The sequence below is a fragment of the Psychrobacter glacincola genome, from assembly GCF_965118485.1.
Classification (GTDB): Bacteria; Pseudomonadota; Gammaproteobacteria; order Pseudomonadales; family Moraxellaceae; genus Psychrobacter; species Psychrobacter glacincola_D.
Window position 1 is genome coordinate 1 of sequence record NZ_CBCPJH010000006.1, and the last position, 15160, is coordinate 15160.

Genomic DNA, 15160 nt, shown 5'->3' on the forward strand with positions numbered 1-15160 from the left:
TTAGAAATTGTTCTGATTTAAAGTTGGCTCATTTTTAGTTAAGCATAAAAAAGCGCCTAAATGCTAGGCGCTTTTTTGTTAATTATCGATTAATTGTTACTTAATCCTAGTCTAGGAAAGCAAAGTTATCGATATCCATGGCTGTCATGCTGCTGCTTGGTGCAACCATGCCTTCAGCATGACCTGAAGTACGTGGTAATAACTTATCAAAATAGAATTCAGCTGTTTGAATTTTAGCTTTATAGAATTCTGGTGATTCAGTACCGCCATTTTTTAGCTTGTCATAAGAAACAGCGGCCATACGCGCCCAATGATAACCCATCATTACATAGCCTGAGTACATCAAGAAATCGTCGGATGCTGCTGAAATGATTTCACGGTCTTTACGTGCCATCAGCATCAAGCGTACAGTCAGTGTATTCCACTCAGCACATAGTTTGGTTAGTGCCCAAACGAATTTGCGCATGTCTTTATCAAGTGCATACTCGCCACACCATTTCATGATGCTTGAGGTGTAATCGCGGATAATTTTACCTTTCGATTGTAAAATCACTTTACGACCTAACAAATCTAGCGCTTGGATACCGGTAGTGCCTTCATACATGGTGGCAATACGAGCATCACGAGCGATAAGCTCCATGCCCCATTCTTTGATATAGCCGTGACCGCCATATACCTGCTGACCGTGTTTGGCCGCTTCAATACCAAGTTCCGTTAAGAAGCCTTTTAGGATTGGCGTATAGAAGCCAAGCTTATCATCCCACTTTTCAAACTCTGCATCATCACCGTTGGCGATGCCTTGTGACATTTTATCTGCATAGCGTGCAGAATGATAAATCATCGAGCGACCGCCTTCAGCAAAGGCTTTTTGCGTGAGCAGCATACGACGTACGTCAGCATGATTGATGATTGCATCAGCAACTTTTTCAGGCTCTTTGGTACCAGATAAAGTGCGCATTGAGCGACGATCTTTGGCATAGGGGAGCGCGTTTTGGAATGACAATTCAGTGTGCGCTAGACCTTGGATACCAGTACCGATACGAGCGGTGTTCATAAAGGTGAACATGGCTTTAAGGCCTTTGTTTGGCTCACCAATTAAGTAACCGACTGCATCATCGAAGTTCAAGACACAAGTTGCTGATGAGCTGATGCCCATTTTGTGCTCAATTGAACCACAAGAAACACCGTTACGCTCGCCAATCTCGCCTTCAGAATTTGGCAAAAATTTTGGTACGATAAATAATGAGATACCGCGTGTGCCTTCTGGTGCACCTGGTAGACGCGCTAATACGATATGCACGATGTTTTCGGTTAAATCATGCTCACCGCTTGAAATGAAGATTTTAGTACCGCTAAGCTTATAACTACCGTCTTCTTGTGGAATGGCTTTAGACTTAACTTGACCTAAGTCTGTACCACATTGTGGCTCAGTCAAGCACATAGTACCTGCCCATGAGCCTTCGACCAATTTATGCAAATAAGTTTCTTTTTGCTCATCGGTACCATATTGCATAATGGTATTGATACAACCGGTTGATAGCCCAGGATACATTGCCCAAGGCCAGTTAGCCGTACCGATGATTTCCGCTTTAATGAGGTTGATTGACATAGGCAAGTTCATACCGCCAAATTTCTCAGGGTATGAAATACCTTGCCAGCCGCCTTCGACGAATTGATCGTAAGCTTCTTTAAAGCCTTTGGGAGTTGTGACCACGCCATTATCAAAATGACAGCCTTCAGCATCAGCTGGCTGATATAAAGGAGCTAAAACGTTTTCAGCAAAGTCAGCCATACCCTGAAGAATCATATCAATAGTTTCAGGATCTGCGTTTTCGCCATTGTCCAAATCTTTATAATGCGTCTGGAAGTCAAACACGTCATTAATTAAAAACTTGATATCACGTAAAGGTGCTTTGTAAGTTAACATAGTCGCTCTCTTTAATTATTCGTTATCATAGACAGTAGACTCAGTATTTAAGCCACGGTTTATATAAACGGTTATTTAATTATTGGGGTTGAAAGTAGACGGTATCAATGGTCGTCAAGAATATTCATTAAGAACAGCTTATCCATTTTGATAACCGTTAAGGCGTCCTTGATAAAAAACAGCTGTTGTGGCAGTAATGTCAGTATAAATCTTCTATAGCGACAAATATACAACTAATAACTAAAATTCATGATTAATTAAATTAATGAAAACATTAAGTTATAAAAATGTCAATTAACTTGTTATTGCTATTTATGATTGAGCAGTCAATTACTATCAGATTGCCAAATGAATAAAGTAATTTAGCAGTCTACAAATTAAATGTATCTACAAAATGAGGGATGTTAGTTATGAGCGCATCAAAGCGCGAGCCAAATTACAAGGTAAGGCGAGTAACTTGGCTAACCGTATTATTGACTCGCATAAGGTCGTTGATTGGTGGTGAGCTTGAGCATTTAATAACCGTCCATCGCAGTAAAAGACCGTGGCATATGCCGATTATCGCCGCTATTGCCATTAGCTTTCCTGTATTTGTGGGCGCTTACTTTGACGCTTTGTCATCGGGAATCAAGGCATCGTTAGGGGCTATGGTTATCTTAAACTTACCCTTAGTCGGCAAATTGCCCTATCGTTTAGTGACGGTGATGGCATGGGGCTTTGCCATGTCGCTATGCTTTGCACTCGGTCTGATAGCCCAGCAAGCCCCCATTCTTAGGCTGCCAGTATTTATGCTGATAGCCCTTGGTGTGGTTATCTTTGGGCGTTATTATCGCCAGCCACCGCCCGCAGGATTATTTGTAATGATGGCAGGAGCGATTGCGTTATTCATACCAGTGCCGCTAGAAAATATCATGTCAGCAACTGGGCTTGTGATGCTCGGCAGTGGCTTTGCCTTAATCATGGGACTGCTGTATTCGCTGTTTTTATTAGCAACGCGTCCTGCTACGCCTACACCAATCTACAACTATGAGCCCGATACCATTAGTGAGAGCATTATTGTCGCAGGCTTTGTGAGTTTAGCGCTGCTGATTGCATTGATGCTGGATATGTCTAATCCGTATTGGGCGGCAGTCAGTTGCTTCCTTATTATTCAAGGTATCCATTTACGGACGATGTGGATTAAGCAAATACATCGTTTACTAGGGACATTGGTAGGCGTGGGGCTGGCGAGTTGGATGCTATCTTGGGGCTTGCCAATATGGGGTGTGGCTATTTCGATATTGATTATGATGCTTTGCATTGAATCATTGGTTGATCGGCATTACGGTCTAGCCGTCGTATTTATTACCCCCCTGACGATATTCATCGCAGAATACGGTAGTGGTTTGCCGCTTACGCCAGCGGTCTATCATGAAGTGATACGTACGCGGCTGTTGGATACTTTACTGGGTTGCATGGTTGGTCTTGGTGGTGGATTTGTTATGCATTCAACCAATCTAAGGCTGCCATTACGACGTATGGAAAACTGGTTACTGGCGCGCTTTGGATAATCGGTGTGTTTTACATAGCGTGTAGGTTTTGAATTATTGTGCTTGCAAAGTTTCAGTCGCCTGTACAACATCAATAACATGCCCCGTCCAACGCTCAAAACTTAACGCAGCTTGCCCGATAAGCATGCCATAACCGTCAGATACTTGCGCGCCACGGGCGGCAAAATGCTGCAGAAATGGTAGCTCACGACCATACATCATATCGTAAGCGTAATGGCAGTTTAGCTGATCAGCTAATGGTAAGGTTTCACCCGATAAGCCAATGGAGGTAGCATTGATAATGATGTCAAACTCTCCGCTTAAATCCACAGTACGGCACGTTTGAATTTGCTTGTCGTTGATAGCTGGGCTGGCATGACTAAGCTCATTGACCAAGTTTGTAGCTTTACTCAATGTGCGGTTAGAGATAGTCAGCTCGCCAATACCCGCTTCTATCAGTGGCAATACCACGCCACGCGCTGCGCCGCCTGCGCCAATAATGGCAACACGTGCACCTTGCAAAGACCAGTCTAAGCGCTTTGTATGATTGACCAATCCTTGACCATCAGTATTATCACCATATAACGCTTCTGCTGGAGATACACCTTTTGTCAATAGCGTAGGATTTAATAGTAGTGTATTGACCGCACCGGCGACTTTGGCATGCTCAGATAAGCCGCCACGCGCCGCGCAGCACTCATAAGCGACTTGTTTAAAAGGCACGGTCACATTGGCACCGACACCGCCACCATGAAAGAATGCCTCAATCACTGCCGTAAAGCTTGCGGCATCATCAGGGCAATATTGACGCTGATATGAGATATCAAGTCCTGCTTGCGCGCCAAATAAGCTATGTATTTCAGGAGATTTGCTGTGGGCAATCGGATTACCAATAACAATAAAATGCTGGGTCATAACTGCTCCACTGATGATATAGGATAAAAGGGCGGGTAAAATGCTATCAAAACTCATTTATCATAAGGGATAACGTTGCATTTAACAAACATGGCGTTAAGGACATAAATAGGCAATTCGAGAGATACTGTATGATGTTAGGTCTTTAACAAATCTGTACTGTCTGCGAGTGTTATCGGTAAGGTAAAGGGTGGTCAAGCGTTCAGCAGTTGGGTAAACTAGGGAAGCATAAAAAGTAACACAATAATTATTACGACTGTTGCTCTATGGCTGTTATTTTATAGAAAAAGCAGGAAAATAACGATTCATTATAAGTAGACGATTCATAACAGACATTATTCATTATCAGCGGCGTATCTGCCAGCTCGTTAATACCATTTTTCAGAACTATCTAAAAGTGTGAGTAAGTTGCCCATGTGGAATAAAACCCTACAGGCCTTTATGGTCAGTACGATAATGGCAGTTGGCGTGTCGCTTAGCGCCTGTGATAACAGTAAAAATAGCGAAGTATCAGCTGAAGAGGTCAGTGCTGATAAGCAAGCCGTTGCCGATACGCCAAAAACGCCTGCGTCACATGCTGATTTAGATGGCGCTACTGCTCAAGAGGGCACCCCAGTGACCTATGATGTTGCTTCATGGGATTCTAAAAAAGTCGAGTCGCTCACCATTGATCAATTGGACGCTATCAAGTCAACCCTTGGTAAAGTAGTTAGCACTGATGAAAATAGCTTGGATTATGCCAGTAACCCTGCCTCCAAATACCGCTTTATGAATACCGAAGCGCCTTATTTAGACCTTATCGACTCTGAAAAATATCTTGAGCTTGGCTGGTATTTTGCTAATCCGACCGACTCTGATAAAGAAAAATCACTCAGTCAAGACCATGCCAAAAAAGCTTATCAGCTAGCTCGTCAATTAATAGGTGATGAAGGCGGTAAGCTGGTGGCTGATATGCTAAATGGTCAAATTGTCAAAAATAAAGTCATTGGTGGTCAAAAGGTAGAGCTGGCAAAGTGTGAGTTTTATAGCTGTATGCTGATAATCAACAAATCCGCTAGCCAAAGTAAGTAAATAATGCAGCCATCAAATAGCTGGGTCTGTTTATCGTCATTAGACAAGCCGAACGCCGCATCGACTGCTTCTTTAGATAATCGCGGCTTGGCATACGGTGATGGGTTTTTTACTACGATGGGCGTAATTGATGGGCAGATATTGTGGCTCAGCTACCATCATCAGCGCCTTATCTCTCACGCCAAAGCCTTGCAGCTCGATTTGGACAGCCACGCACTCCTAACCATATTAAAAGCACATGCCGAGCAGCTACAACAAGGCATGATGAAACTTATCGTGACTCGCGCTGCGCAAGCTATCCGTGGTTATGGTTATACGCCGAGCGAATCTGGTAGTGAGTGTGAGATTTGGCTAAAATCTTCGGCGATGACCGTCGCTACTGCCGAACCGTTGCATTTATCGAATGGTCGCTCAATTCCCATGCAGCCTATGAGCACGGCTGTTTGCTTATCTTCTCAAATCGCTTGTCTACCGCCGCCGCTTGCCGGACTAAAAAGCTTAAATCGTCTGGATAATGTGCTGGCAAGTGCTGAGCTACAAGCTATAAAAATCAAAGATTTAGTACCTAATACTGAGTTCAACATCGTTGAAGGCTTGCTACGTGATATGACAGGAAATTGGGTTGAGGGTACGATGAGCAATGTGTTTTATCAATTATCAAATAAGCAATTAGCAGAATCAAAAAATCTTTCAAATAGTAATGAGTACAACACCAATGATCTGACAACTGGTCAATGGTATACACCGTCGATGGCGCAGTCAGGCGTCGCTGGGGTTATGCGTCAAGTGCTTATCGATGCATTATCGACTAGCAAACATCCCGTTATCATCAGGTCGTTACAAGATGAGAATTTACCACGATTAAGCCAGCTATTCTTTTGCAATGCACTGCGCGGCATCATGCCGATGAGTAGCCTGACGTTATTATCGGGTGAGGTGGTGAGTTTTTAAGTGGTTTAACCGTATTTAAAAATATTAAATTTGGTGTCAATAAAATCATTAGGATATAAAACAACTTCTTCATTGCGATACATATCTTGTGCTTTTAATAGCGCGTCTTGCTCGTTCTCTGCGTTAGCCTCCACGATATTACTCAACGTTTCGACAATCTCTATCTGAAAGACTCTCTTCAATTTCTTATCTGTTTTCATCATTACTATCCCCGATATACGCTTATCAAGATTTCTTGAGCATTTATATATTCTAAGTTAGCAAAGGCGACTAAATAGAAGTGATCGTCTTTTGTGAAAAAGACTTGTGCGATAAGGAAAATCGATCAATGATCCTGTTTTTAAAAGGATAAAATCGTATGCACCTAATCTATGAAAATAAACGAATTCCCCTACAGTTACGTCGATTAATGATATTTAGCGAACTTTGTCTTAAAGCAAAACAATGTCCTCATGAAAATGTCCATATAAATACTAAGTCGCAACTAGCATTTAGTGTCATGTACTTTAAGAAAAGTAAGAAGTATGTCGCTTACGGCAGTGTGTTTGAATATTCGTATATATCAGATGAAGGCATTAAGTATGATTTCGATATTCCAATAAATAGTGATTATCCAATGTGCCAGATTACCGTCAAAGGACAACCCTTTACTAGACCTGCTCGTACACCATTAGGATTATTAATAGACTGGAATAAATATGTAAAAAATAAAGTCAGTAATTGCTTTGAAGATGACTTGAATTCTTTATTTCTGCTACATGGCGAGTTAGAGAAGGATTATCTTCCTCATAGGTTTTATGAAATTCTGGTATCAAGCGCGAAATTACCACTTTGGGATAATTGAGAGATTTAATACAACTTTCGATAATGTCCACGACCCAAAAACTCAATAATACCTCTATCACGTAATACTTGTAGTTGCTGACGGATTTTATCTGGAATATGGTTGTTTTCGGGATGTTTAAGTTTTAATAAGTCAGCAAACGCATAAACTTGATTGAGGAAGAAATTAGCATCCAGTCTATCAATACATTGCCAAACATCCAGTGTCCAACCACGCGAAGCTGTAGATTGCTTACGTAGAAATAAGGTTTTCTGGAATTGCTCGGTGACATTATCGCGTGGTATGACTTGCTGGTCTTTGACCAAAAATACTTTTCCCGATTCGGGCACTTTACGCAAGTCAATATTACAGCCAACCCAACCGGCGCGTTTGGCAGTGACGGATAAAGGTTTGCGTTTAATAATCATGTCCGGCTTGAAGAATTGTTTGGGAATGATTAAGAAGTTATTAACCCTATATTCTTGAGAGTAGGTCAAAAAGAAAAAGCTGGGATTATCCTCGCTATTGATACGTTCAATCATGGTGTCATAAGAACCATCATTAATAATGTTGCTTAAATTCGCCTTTTTACTTTTTAGCTCGTATTCCTCGCTACAATTTGTGCAATAGAAATCAGCGACAGGTTGATTATTAGCAAACTCAGTCAATGGCTCAGCACTACAATTAGGGCAATAGCTTTGGTTGGCAACCCAACTCTCACTTAATACTCTAATGATTTGACTGGGTGATTTATAGTTTGCAGCGAGACTTTGATTGAAGTTGAGATTCATAGCCAGTTTTCTTATTAGAATTAAAATTTAAAACCATCGATATGTGTATTAAGCCATATAATCTGCTCTGAACGCCAAGTTAATTGATAAGCTAAGCAAATACCATTGAAAATCGCACGGTTCAGTGCTAAATTCTAGCAAACTTCTGCCTCGCGAGTGACCATGAGCACCCCAACCCCTGAAACGCCTCCTGAACGTCCTGACGATATGCCACCGAATAAGCAAGAAGGCATAGCTAACGTGCCTGTCGATATCACTCAACCGCATTCAAAACCAGTCGTAGACGAGGCAATAGCAGAGGAAGTACCGCCGACAGATGTATCGCTTATCAGTGGCGACAATAAACCGCGCCATTATAAAGCTGATAACCCATCGTTCTTTATGCAGCGTGGTTATCAAGTGTTGTTGGTGCTCGGACTGATTGCGGCATTTTTTTTAGTGATGGTTTATCAGACCTTGTTTGGTCGCATTGAGCAGTCAAAGCAGATGGTCACTATTGAAGCCGGTCAGACCTATTATGGTTTGCTAGCCCAGTGGCAGTCGCAAATTCCGCTGTTTTCTGCCACGATTGCCAAGCTTTATATGAAAACGCAAGTCGATGGTCCATTACACGCCGGTATTTACCAATTACCAGAAAACCCAACCTTTGCTGAAACGCTACACGTACTTGGGCAAGGGGTAAAAGCGTCGATGGTCAAGGTACAAATTATCGAAGGTAAAACCTCAAAAGATTTGTATCAAGCATTACGTGATAATAAAGGCATCAAAAAAGAGGTGCTAACGGCGGACAGTACCAATGCTAGTATCGCGCAAGCGCTAGATTTGGTTGGGATATTGCCGGAGACGGTCGTCAATAGTAATGACCCTATCGTCAATCACAATCTTGAAGGCTGGTTTGCCCCTGATACCTATTATTATGGCGAAGGTACTAGTGATAAGCAGGTATTGACCGATTTGTATAAACGTCAGCAGCAAGCATTGACCAAAGCATGGGGAAATCGCGCACCGAATTTGCCATATAAAACCCCTTATGAGGCACTGGTGATGGCGTCAATTATTGAAAAAGAAACCAGTGTGGCAGAAGAGCGTCCTTTGGTATCGGCGGTGTTTAATAATCGGTTGAATAAAAACATGCGTATGCAAACCGATCCAACCATTATCTATGGTATGGGCATCCGTTATGAAGGCAATATTCGCCGCAAAGATATCGATGAAAAGACGGCTTATAATACCTATCAAATCGATGGATTACCGCCAACACCTATTGCACTACCGTCAGCAACCTCTATCGAAGCAACTTTGCATCCTGCTGATAGCGGAGTATTGTATTTTGTGGCGACAGGTAATGGTGGGCACAAATTCACTAGTAGTTTAAATGAGCATAACCAAGCAGTAAAAGAGTACTTGAGCGTTATGCGTGAGAAAAAATCGCAAACGCCGCCATCATAAGCTGCGCTTTAAATTTTTCTACACACCCATTATTAAGGAACGTTATAAAAATAACGCTCCTTAATGACACTGTTGTTCAATGACCATGTTCCTCAATGCCAATAGGTTATATCATGTCAGTATCCATACAAGCGCCATTTTCTCAAACTACAACGACATCCATGCAAGGGCGTTTTATTAGTTTTGAGGGTACCGAAGGCGTCGGTAAAACGACGGCAATTGAGCAATTATGTGCACGTTTGCAGGCAACTGGTATTGACTATTTGCGTACTCGCGAGCCGGGTGGTAGTCCGTTTGCTGAGCGTTTGCGCGAGATATTGTTAGACCCGAATACCACGATTAATGATGATACAGAGTTACTATTAATGTTTGCTGCGCGCTGTGATCACATGCAGCAAGTCATCTTGCCAGCGCTGCAAGATGGTACGTGGGTGATATGTGATCGCTTTACTGACTCGACCGTTGCTTATCAAGGCTTTGGGCGTGCAGATGGCGACGCGACTGTACGCTGTAAAATAGACATGCTTATCGAGCAGTTTGTTGTGCAGTTACCCGAGCTGACTTTGTGGTTAGATTTACCGGTATTAGATGGTATGGCGCGCGCCAATAAGCGTAGTGCCGCTGACCGTTTTGAGCAGCAAGCGACAGAGTTCTTTACCAGAGTACATCAAGGGTTTAGCACGCTAGCGAATGAACAACCTGAACGTATTCAGCGTATTGATGCTTCAGGCACAGCCGATGAAGTCGGCGCGCGTATCTGGCGGACGGTACAAGAGAGATTTGCGCTCGGTTAAATTTGGTTTTATGTAAACTCTCATTTCTGTCTTAGCACACTTAAAAAAAGCCCCAACTGCTGAGTTGGGGCTTTTTTATTTTTATGAATTTATTATTAAAAAATGGCTATTATTCTTTATTACTATCATTAGCGTTATTTATATTGTCGCCACTTGAGTCTGGTAGACGATTAGGATCAAGTGAGCCGCTTTTAGTTTTCGGTGCGCTGCCATTACCATTGGTGTTGCTAGAGGTTTTGGTTTTTGAAGTTGCTGTTGAATTATCTGATATTACACCTTTATTAGTAGCATTGTTAAACTCATCTTTAGGCACTGACGTTTGAGTGTTTACTTTTTCGGACTGAGTTTCTAGCGCTTTGGTCACGGTACTAGATAGGTTATCTTGCTCAGTTTTTATATCAGCGTTTTTTGCAGCCTCTCTATCTGTTGCTATTATAGGTTCTGGCGTAGTTTTTTTATTACTACCGTCCATTAGCTCTGTTTCTTGACGTTTTTCAGGCGCCTTAGAGCTAGATTCAAAGCTTGCATCGGCTACAGCGCGAGCTTGTTCCTGTTTCACCGTCACATCGACCGGTTTTGGTTGCACGTCATCATCGACAACTAAAGAAACAAGCTTGCGTTCACGCGGCACCGTACCATCGAATTTATCAGTAATCACATGCAGCTTACCTTCTTTATCGACCGTGTAAAGCGGTACAAATTGCTTATTATCGGCTTTATATTGCTCAAAGCTATAGCTGTCGGTGATATTAGTTATTTTGATACGCGCCTTTTTGGACAGCATGCTGGCAAGCTTAGTATAGGTGACATCTTTGCCAAATAACCACTGCGAATGGAGGTTGCCTTGCTTATCATCGCGCTCACTTTTGACTTTTTCATCGCTAAACTTCAAGCGGTATAGTTTGCGCTCACCAAACTCATGACGGTAGTGAATCTCAGATAAGGTATTGAGCTCTTTGTCCATACTCATTGCAAACAGACGTCCGATACCAATCAGATCTAAATGATGGTCAGCATGGTCGGAAACTGGATTACCGAAATAAGTACGCAATCCACTCATGCGTGCACTGGCGATATTGGTATAGTTATTATGGGCGACGATGACATCGAATCCCTGATCTTTGAGCGAGGTAGCGACCAATAAGGCGATAGGGTTTGAGCCGACAACCAAAATACCGTTGGTTTCAGGTTCACGAACACCTAAAAAGTTACCGACCATTTTGGCACCCAAGCCTTGAATCATCACTGTGCCAATAATGATAAGAAAGACTAAAGGTACGAGTAGCTCAACCCCTTGAATATCATACTCTTGCAAACGAATGGCGAACAGTGATGAAATAGCAGCGGCAACGATACCGCGTGGACCAATCCAGCTGATCATCATCTTTTCTTTGGTTTTTAGATTGGAGCCGATAGAGGATACCCAAACCGATAAGGGGCGGGCAACAAACATCACAATCGCTAATAACACCAAACCAGCAAAGCCCACACTTAATAAGCTTTCCAGCTCAACACGAGCAGCGAGAATAATAAATAAAACCGATACCAGTAATATGGTTAGTGATTCATTAAACTCTAAAATTGTATCACGTGGGAATTTTGGCCAATTAGCCAGCGCAACACCAAGTACAGTCACTGTCAGTAAGCCAGATTCGTGCTCTAAATGGTTGGAGATTGAAAATAGCACCAGCACAAAGGCTAAGGTAAAAACATTGCGTAAAAACTCAGGAATCATATGACGGCGCATTAAAAATGCTAATGTCCACGCACCAGCCAATCCCATCGCTACTGCCAATATCACAATTTTGGTGAACAGCACAATACTACTGCCTTCACCGCCTGAAATGATATATTCATAGACCAATACCACCGCAATTGCGCCGACAGGATCAATGATGATGCCTTCCCATTTCAAAATGTTGGAAATGTTTTTATTGGGTCGTACACTGCGCAGTAGCGGCGTAATGACGGTTGGACCTGTGACGCAAACCAAGGCACCAAACAGTAAAGCGATAATAGGATCGACATCAAAAAGTAAGTATGTCGACAGCGATACGATGGCAATGGTAATGAGAACGCCGACAGATACCAGCATCTGTACCACAGAGCCGTGTTGTTTGATTTCCTCAAACTCTAACGTCAGTGACCCTTCAAATAAAATAATGGCCACGCCTAATGAAATAAAGGGAAACATCAGCTCGCCGAGTACCAAGTCAGGATCGAATACCCCTAATATCGGACCAACAATAATACCAATCAGTAATAAAAACAAAATGGACGGTTGCTTTAAATACCAAGCCAACCATTGGGCGGCAATACCGATCCCAACCACGCCGGATAACAGTAGGGCGGTATCCATAAATTAATCCTTTTATTATATGCTCATACTTTATAGCGATGGCTGCTAGCCACATTTGGCAGAGACAGCCTTTTTAGTTGATGACGCGCAAACCCTCACTATTGAAAGTTATAGCAAGAGTCGCAGCATGAATCATATATACTATATAGTAGCAACTATAAAATAATTGCAAAGACAAACGCACTATTGGTTAAAACAGTAAAGCTTTAGAAAATAAAAGCTCAGTGTCTCAAAGTTCAATGCCTAAAAACCAGTAGCGTAAAAAGAGAGTAAACGGAAAATAATCACATCATTTGAGCAAGGTAATTTAAATAATAGATCCTTATTATTCACTGTTACTCACGTCAAAAATGCTTTCCTGCTCAACGTAGTATGCTTTTATTTTATATAACTCAGCGCTAACTGTCACCCAAAGCGTTGTAGGACTCTTGAAAGCATGGTCAATAAAGCATAGGCAATACCAGAGATAAAATGAGCCCGCCAACTAATGAGCTTAGCCTGCAATTATCTTAAGCACTTGTTATGATAAACATGTAATTATCGTCAATAAGATAATGGCTGAATAAGCGGCAAACTAAGCTGCAGTCAGCAAAAATAATCGGTAAACTGACGGTTTGTCAGTCAAAATTTATTAGCAAAAATCTTGAAGTCTTGAGCTGCAAAAATACATAATGAGCCAGTCAATCATAACAATTACTTGGATGAGGGATACAATGCCAATCAATATCGCTAAATTGAAAAACACCACTAGTACCATGCAACGCTTGCTACAACGCAGTAGCTTAGCAATCGCTGTCGCTACTACGATGGTGGTTGGTATTAACCTTAATACGATGTCGAGCGCACAAGCTGCTGTTACCACTGCTGACTTTTCAGGACTGGTACAGCAGGTTACGCCAGCCGTAGCGCGTGTCAATGTGACCAAAACCGTGAGCGAGGCTGAGCTTGCTAAAGCCCAAACCGCTGAGCTATTACGAAAGTTCTTCGGCGATCGCCTGCGCATTCCTGATCAAGCAGCAACGCCTGCGATTGAGCATGCTTATGGTACGGGTTTTTTTGTGACCGCTGATGGTTATATGCTGACCAATCACCATGTGGTGGCGGGTGCAGATAAAATCACTGTGACCCTCAATGATAGAACAGAGCTTGATGCTACCTTGGTTGGCAGTGATGAGCGCTCGGATGTGGCGGTGTTAAAAGTTACGGGCAAAAAATTCCCAGCGCTGCCGATTGGCGATTCTAATAGCTTAAAAGTGGGTGAGCCGGTATTGGCTATTGGCTCGCCATTTGGTTTTGATTATTCAGCATCGGCTGGGATTGTCAGCGCCAAATCACGTAATTTTTCGCGTGAAACCAGCGTACCCTTTATTCAAACGGATGTGGCATTGAACCCTGGTAATTCAGGCGGACCTTTATTTAATCAACGCGGTGAAGTGATTGGCATTAACTCGCGCATCTTTAGTGGTACAGGCGGTTATATGGGACTGTCGTTCTCTATTCCGATCGATGCAGCGATGGAGGTTTATGAGCAGCTCAAAACCAATGGTAAGGTGGAACGTGCCTACTTGGGTATTTATCCGCAAGATATCGACCGTAATCTCGCTGAAGCCTATAATTTAGCGCGTCCACAAGGGGCATTGTTGACAAGGGTTTCGCCAGATTCACCCGCCCAAAAAGCAGGGCTAAAATCGGGTGATATTATTTTGCAGTATAATGATGTGCAAATTATGGAAGCTTCAGATTTACTTAACCTGATTAATCGCGCGCGTCCCAACGACGCCTTTCGCGTGCAGATTCAACGTAATGGTAAACAATCCCTCATAACTGGCAAGCTTAGTGACGCCTCAAATGACATGCAGTCACAAAACCGTGGTCAGCAAAATAATGAGATAAGTTTGGGCTTGGCACTACGGAACTTGACCCCGGAGGAGCAAGTAGAGCTAGCAGCTGATAATAAAACGGGTGTTTTGGTCACAACGCTTGAGCCAACTGGATTGGCAGCACGTTCAGGCATATTAGCAGGCGATATCATTACCAACCTACATCAAAAACCCATTAAAACCGTCACTGATTTTTCAAGCGCTGTGTCGGTATTGCCCAAAAAAGGCGTGGTAACGATTGAGTTAATGCGCCAAGGTATTCCCGGTATCATCGGTTTGCGAATTGAGTAGAAATGAATATTTGCTATTACTGCTAACACTCATGGCGTAAGAAGGCGCAAGCGTTTGTATCCTTGTATCGGCTAGCCAACGCTGTGTTGACGATTGGTTAATGCAGCGGAAAAGCATTTATTGCGACTGAGTAATTAGGCTAAACTGGCTGTTTAGTTTAAAAGTTAGATATAGCTTAGCCACTATTAAAAATATACAGCCAAAAAGAGGTAGCAATTTTTTGTAGAATAGCTTGCTTGCGCCTTAATTGATTGATAGCGGTTAATCCAAAATATGCTACACTAGCAGGCGTTTTTATGACGAGTTAAGCGCTCTCTTCATACTAGATAAATATAGCAGTAACGACGTTAGAAGACAGACAAACACTCAGTATTAACATC

At 42.5% G+C, this 15160-nt stretch carries 12 protein-coding genes; 7 read left to right on the top strand and 5 right to left on the bottom strand.

Annotated features, from left to right (window positions below; translation table 11 throughout):
* Positions 1–106: 106 nt before the first annotated feature.
* A complete protein-coding gene (locus tag ACMHKH_RS02930; protein ID WP_413519176.1) occupies positions 107–1927 on the bottom strand; it encodes an acyl-CoA dehydrogenase C-terminal domain-containing protein in 1821 nt (606 codons plus the stop codon).
* A 410-nt stretch (positions 1928–2337) separates the two neighbouring features.
* Here ACMHKH_RS02930 and ACMHKH_RS02935 point away from each other — a divergent pair, with 410 nt between their 5' ends.
* The gene (locus ACMHKH_RS02935) at positions 2338–3477 is read left to right on the top strand and encodes an FUSC family protein (protein ID WP_413519177.1); all 1140 of its coding nucleotides are present in this window, start codon (positions 2338–2340) and stop codon (positions 3475–3477) included.
* Positions 3478–3510: 33 nt separating this feature from the next.
* Here ACMHKH_RS02935 and aroE read toward each other — a convergent pair whose 3' ends face one another.
* The gene (aroE, locus tag ACMHKH_RS02940; protein WP_413519178.1) at positions 3511–4371 is read right to left on the bottom strand and encodes a shikimate dehydrogenase; all 861 of its coding nucleotides are present in this window, start codon (positions 4369–4371) and stop codon (positions 3511–3513) included.
* 414 nt (positions 4372–4785) lie between these two features.
* Between aroE and ACMHKH_RS02945 the strand changes: the two genes are divergently transcribed.
* Both ACMHKH_RS02945 and ACMHKH_RS02950 read left to right on the top strand, forming a co-directional pair.
* Positions 4786–5442 (top strand): hypothetical protein, encoded by a 657-nt coding sequence (locus tag ACMHKH_RS02945; RefSeq protein ID WP_413519179.1) that lies wholly within the window; start codon positions 4786–4788, stop codon positions 5440–5442.
* Between the two features lie 3 nt (positions 5443–5445).
* A complete protein-coding gene (locus ACMHKH_RS02950) occupies positions 5446–6393 on the top strand; it encodes an aminotransferase class IV (RefSeq protein ID WP_413519180.1) in 948 nt (315 codons plus the stop codon).
* A 5-nt stretch (positions 6394–6398) separates the two neighbouring features.
* On the opposite strand, the gene ACMHKH_RS02955 is transcribed toward ACMHKH_RS02950, so the two are convergent.
* Positions 6399–6593, bottom strand: a complete 195-nt coding sequence (locus ACMHKH_RS02955; protein ID WP_413519181.1) for a DpnD/PcfM family protein — start codon at positions 6591–6593, stop codon at positions 6399–6401.
* A 158-nt stretch (positions 6594–6751) separates the two neighbouring features.
* Between ACMHKH_RS02955 and ACMHKH_RS02960 the strand changes: the two genes are divergently transcribed.
* Positions 6752–7237, top strand: a complete 486-nt coding sequence (locus ACMHKH_RS02960) for a hypothetical protein (protein ID WP_413519182.1) — start codon at positions 6752–6754, stop codon at positions 7235–7237.
* 5 nt (positions 7238–7242) lie between these two features.
* Here the strand turns inward: ACMHKH_RS02960 and ACMHKH_RS02965 are convergent, their stop codons facing one another.
* A complete protein-coding gene (locus ACMHKH_RS02965; protein ID WP_413519183.1) occupies positions 7243–8007 on the bottom strand; it encodes a DpnI domain-containing protein in 765 nt (254 codons plus the stop codon).
* Positions 8008–8169: 162 nt separating this feature from the next.
* On the opposite strand from ACMHKH_RS02965, the gene mltG reads away from it, so the two are divergent.
* A complete protein-coding gene (gene mltG, locus ACMHKH_RS02970) occupies positions 8170–9456 on the top strand; it encodes an endolytic transglycosylase MltG (protein ID WP_413519184.1) in 1287 nt (428 codons plus the stop codon).
* 113 nt (positions 9457–9569) lie between these two features.
* Positions 9570–10250, top strand: a complete 681-nt coding sequence (gene tmk, locus ACMHKH_RS02975) for a dTMP kinase (protein WP_413519185.1) — start codon at positions 9570–9572, stop codon at positions 10248–10250.
* Between the two features lie 109 nt (positions 10251–10359).
* On the opposite strand, the gene ACMHKH_RS02980 is transcribed toward tmk, so the two are convergent.
* Entirely contained in the window at positions 10360–12609 is a 2250-nt protein-coding gene (locus ACMHKH_RS02980) for a cation:proton antiporter (RefSeq protein WP_413519186.1), read from the bottom strand.
* A 713-nt stretch (positions 12610–13322) separates the two neighbouring features.
* Here ACMHKH_RS02980 and ACMHKH_RS02985 point away from each other — a divergent pair.
* Positions 13323–14780: a Do family serine endopeptidase gene (locus tag ACMHKH_RS02985; RefSeq protein ID WP_413519187.1), complete on the top strand. Its 1458-nt coding sequence runs from the start codon at positions 13323–13325 to the stop codon at positions 14778–14780.
* Positions 14781–15160: the final 380 nt, after the last annotated feature.

What these genes read in the sequence shown, in the direction of transcription:
- ACMHKH_RS02980 (WP_413519186.1), bottom strand. Translation starts at nt 12,609, where the DNA reads ATGGATACCGCCCTACTGTTATCCGGCGTGGTTGGGATCGGTATTGCC.
- ACMHKH_RS02950 (WP_413519180.1), top strand. Translation starts at nt 5,446, where the DNA reads ATGCAGCCATCAAATAGCTGGGTCTGTTTATCGTCATTAGACAAGCCG.
- ACMHKH_RS02945 (WP_413519179.1), top strand. Translation starts at nt 4,786, where the DNA reads ATGTGGAATAAAACCCTACAGGCCTTTATGGTCAGTACGATAATGGCA.
- ACMHKH_RS02965 (WP_413519183.1), bottom strand. Translation starts at nt 8,007, where the DNA reads ATGAATCTCAACTTCAATCAAAGTCTCGCTGCAAACTATAAATCACCC.
- ACMHKH_RS02930 (WP_413519176.1), bottom strand. Translation starts at nt 1,927, where the DNA reads ATGTTAACTTACAAAGCACCTTTACGTGATATCAAGTTTTTAATTAAT.
- aroE (WP_413519178.1), bottom strand. Translation starts at nt 4,371, where the DNA reads ATGACCCAGCATTTTATTGTTATTGGTAATCCGATTGCCCACAGCAAA.
- ACMHKH_RS02985 (WP_413519187.1), top strand. Translation starts at nt 13,323, where the DNA reads ATGCCAATCAATATCGCTAAATTGAAAAACACCACTAGTACCATGCAA.
- ACMHKH_RS02935 (WP_413519177.1), top strand. Translation starts at nt 2,338, where the DNA reads ATGAGCGCATCAAAGCGCGAGCCAAATTACAAGGTAAGGCGAGTAACT.
- tmk (WP_413519185.1), top strand. Translation starts at nt 9,570, where the DNA reads ATGTCAGTATCCATACAAGCGCCATTTTCTCAAACTACAACGACATCC.
- mltG (WP_413519184.1), top strand. Translation starts at nt 8,170, where the DNA reads ATGAGCACCCCAACCCCTGAAACGCCTCCTGAACGTCCTGACGATATG.
- ACMHKH_RS02960 (WP_413519182.1), top strand. Translation starts at nt 6,752, where the DNA reads ATGCACCTAATCTATGAAAATAAACGAATTCCCCTACAGTTACGTCGA.
- ACMHKH_RS02955 (WP_413519181.1), bottom strand. Translation starts at nt 6,593, where the DNA reads ATGAAAACAGATAAGAAATTGAAGAGAGTCTTTCAGATAGAGATTGTC.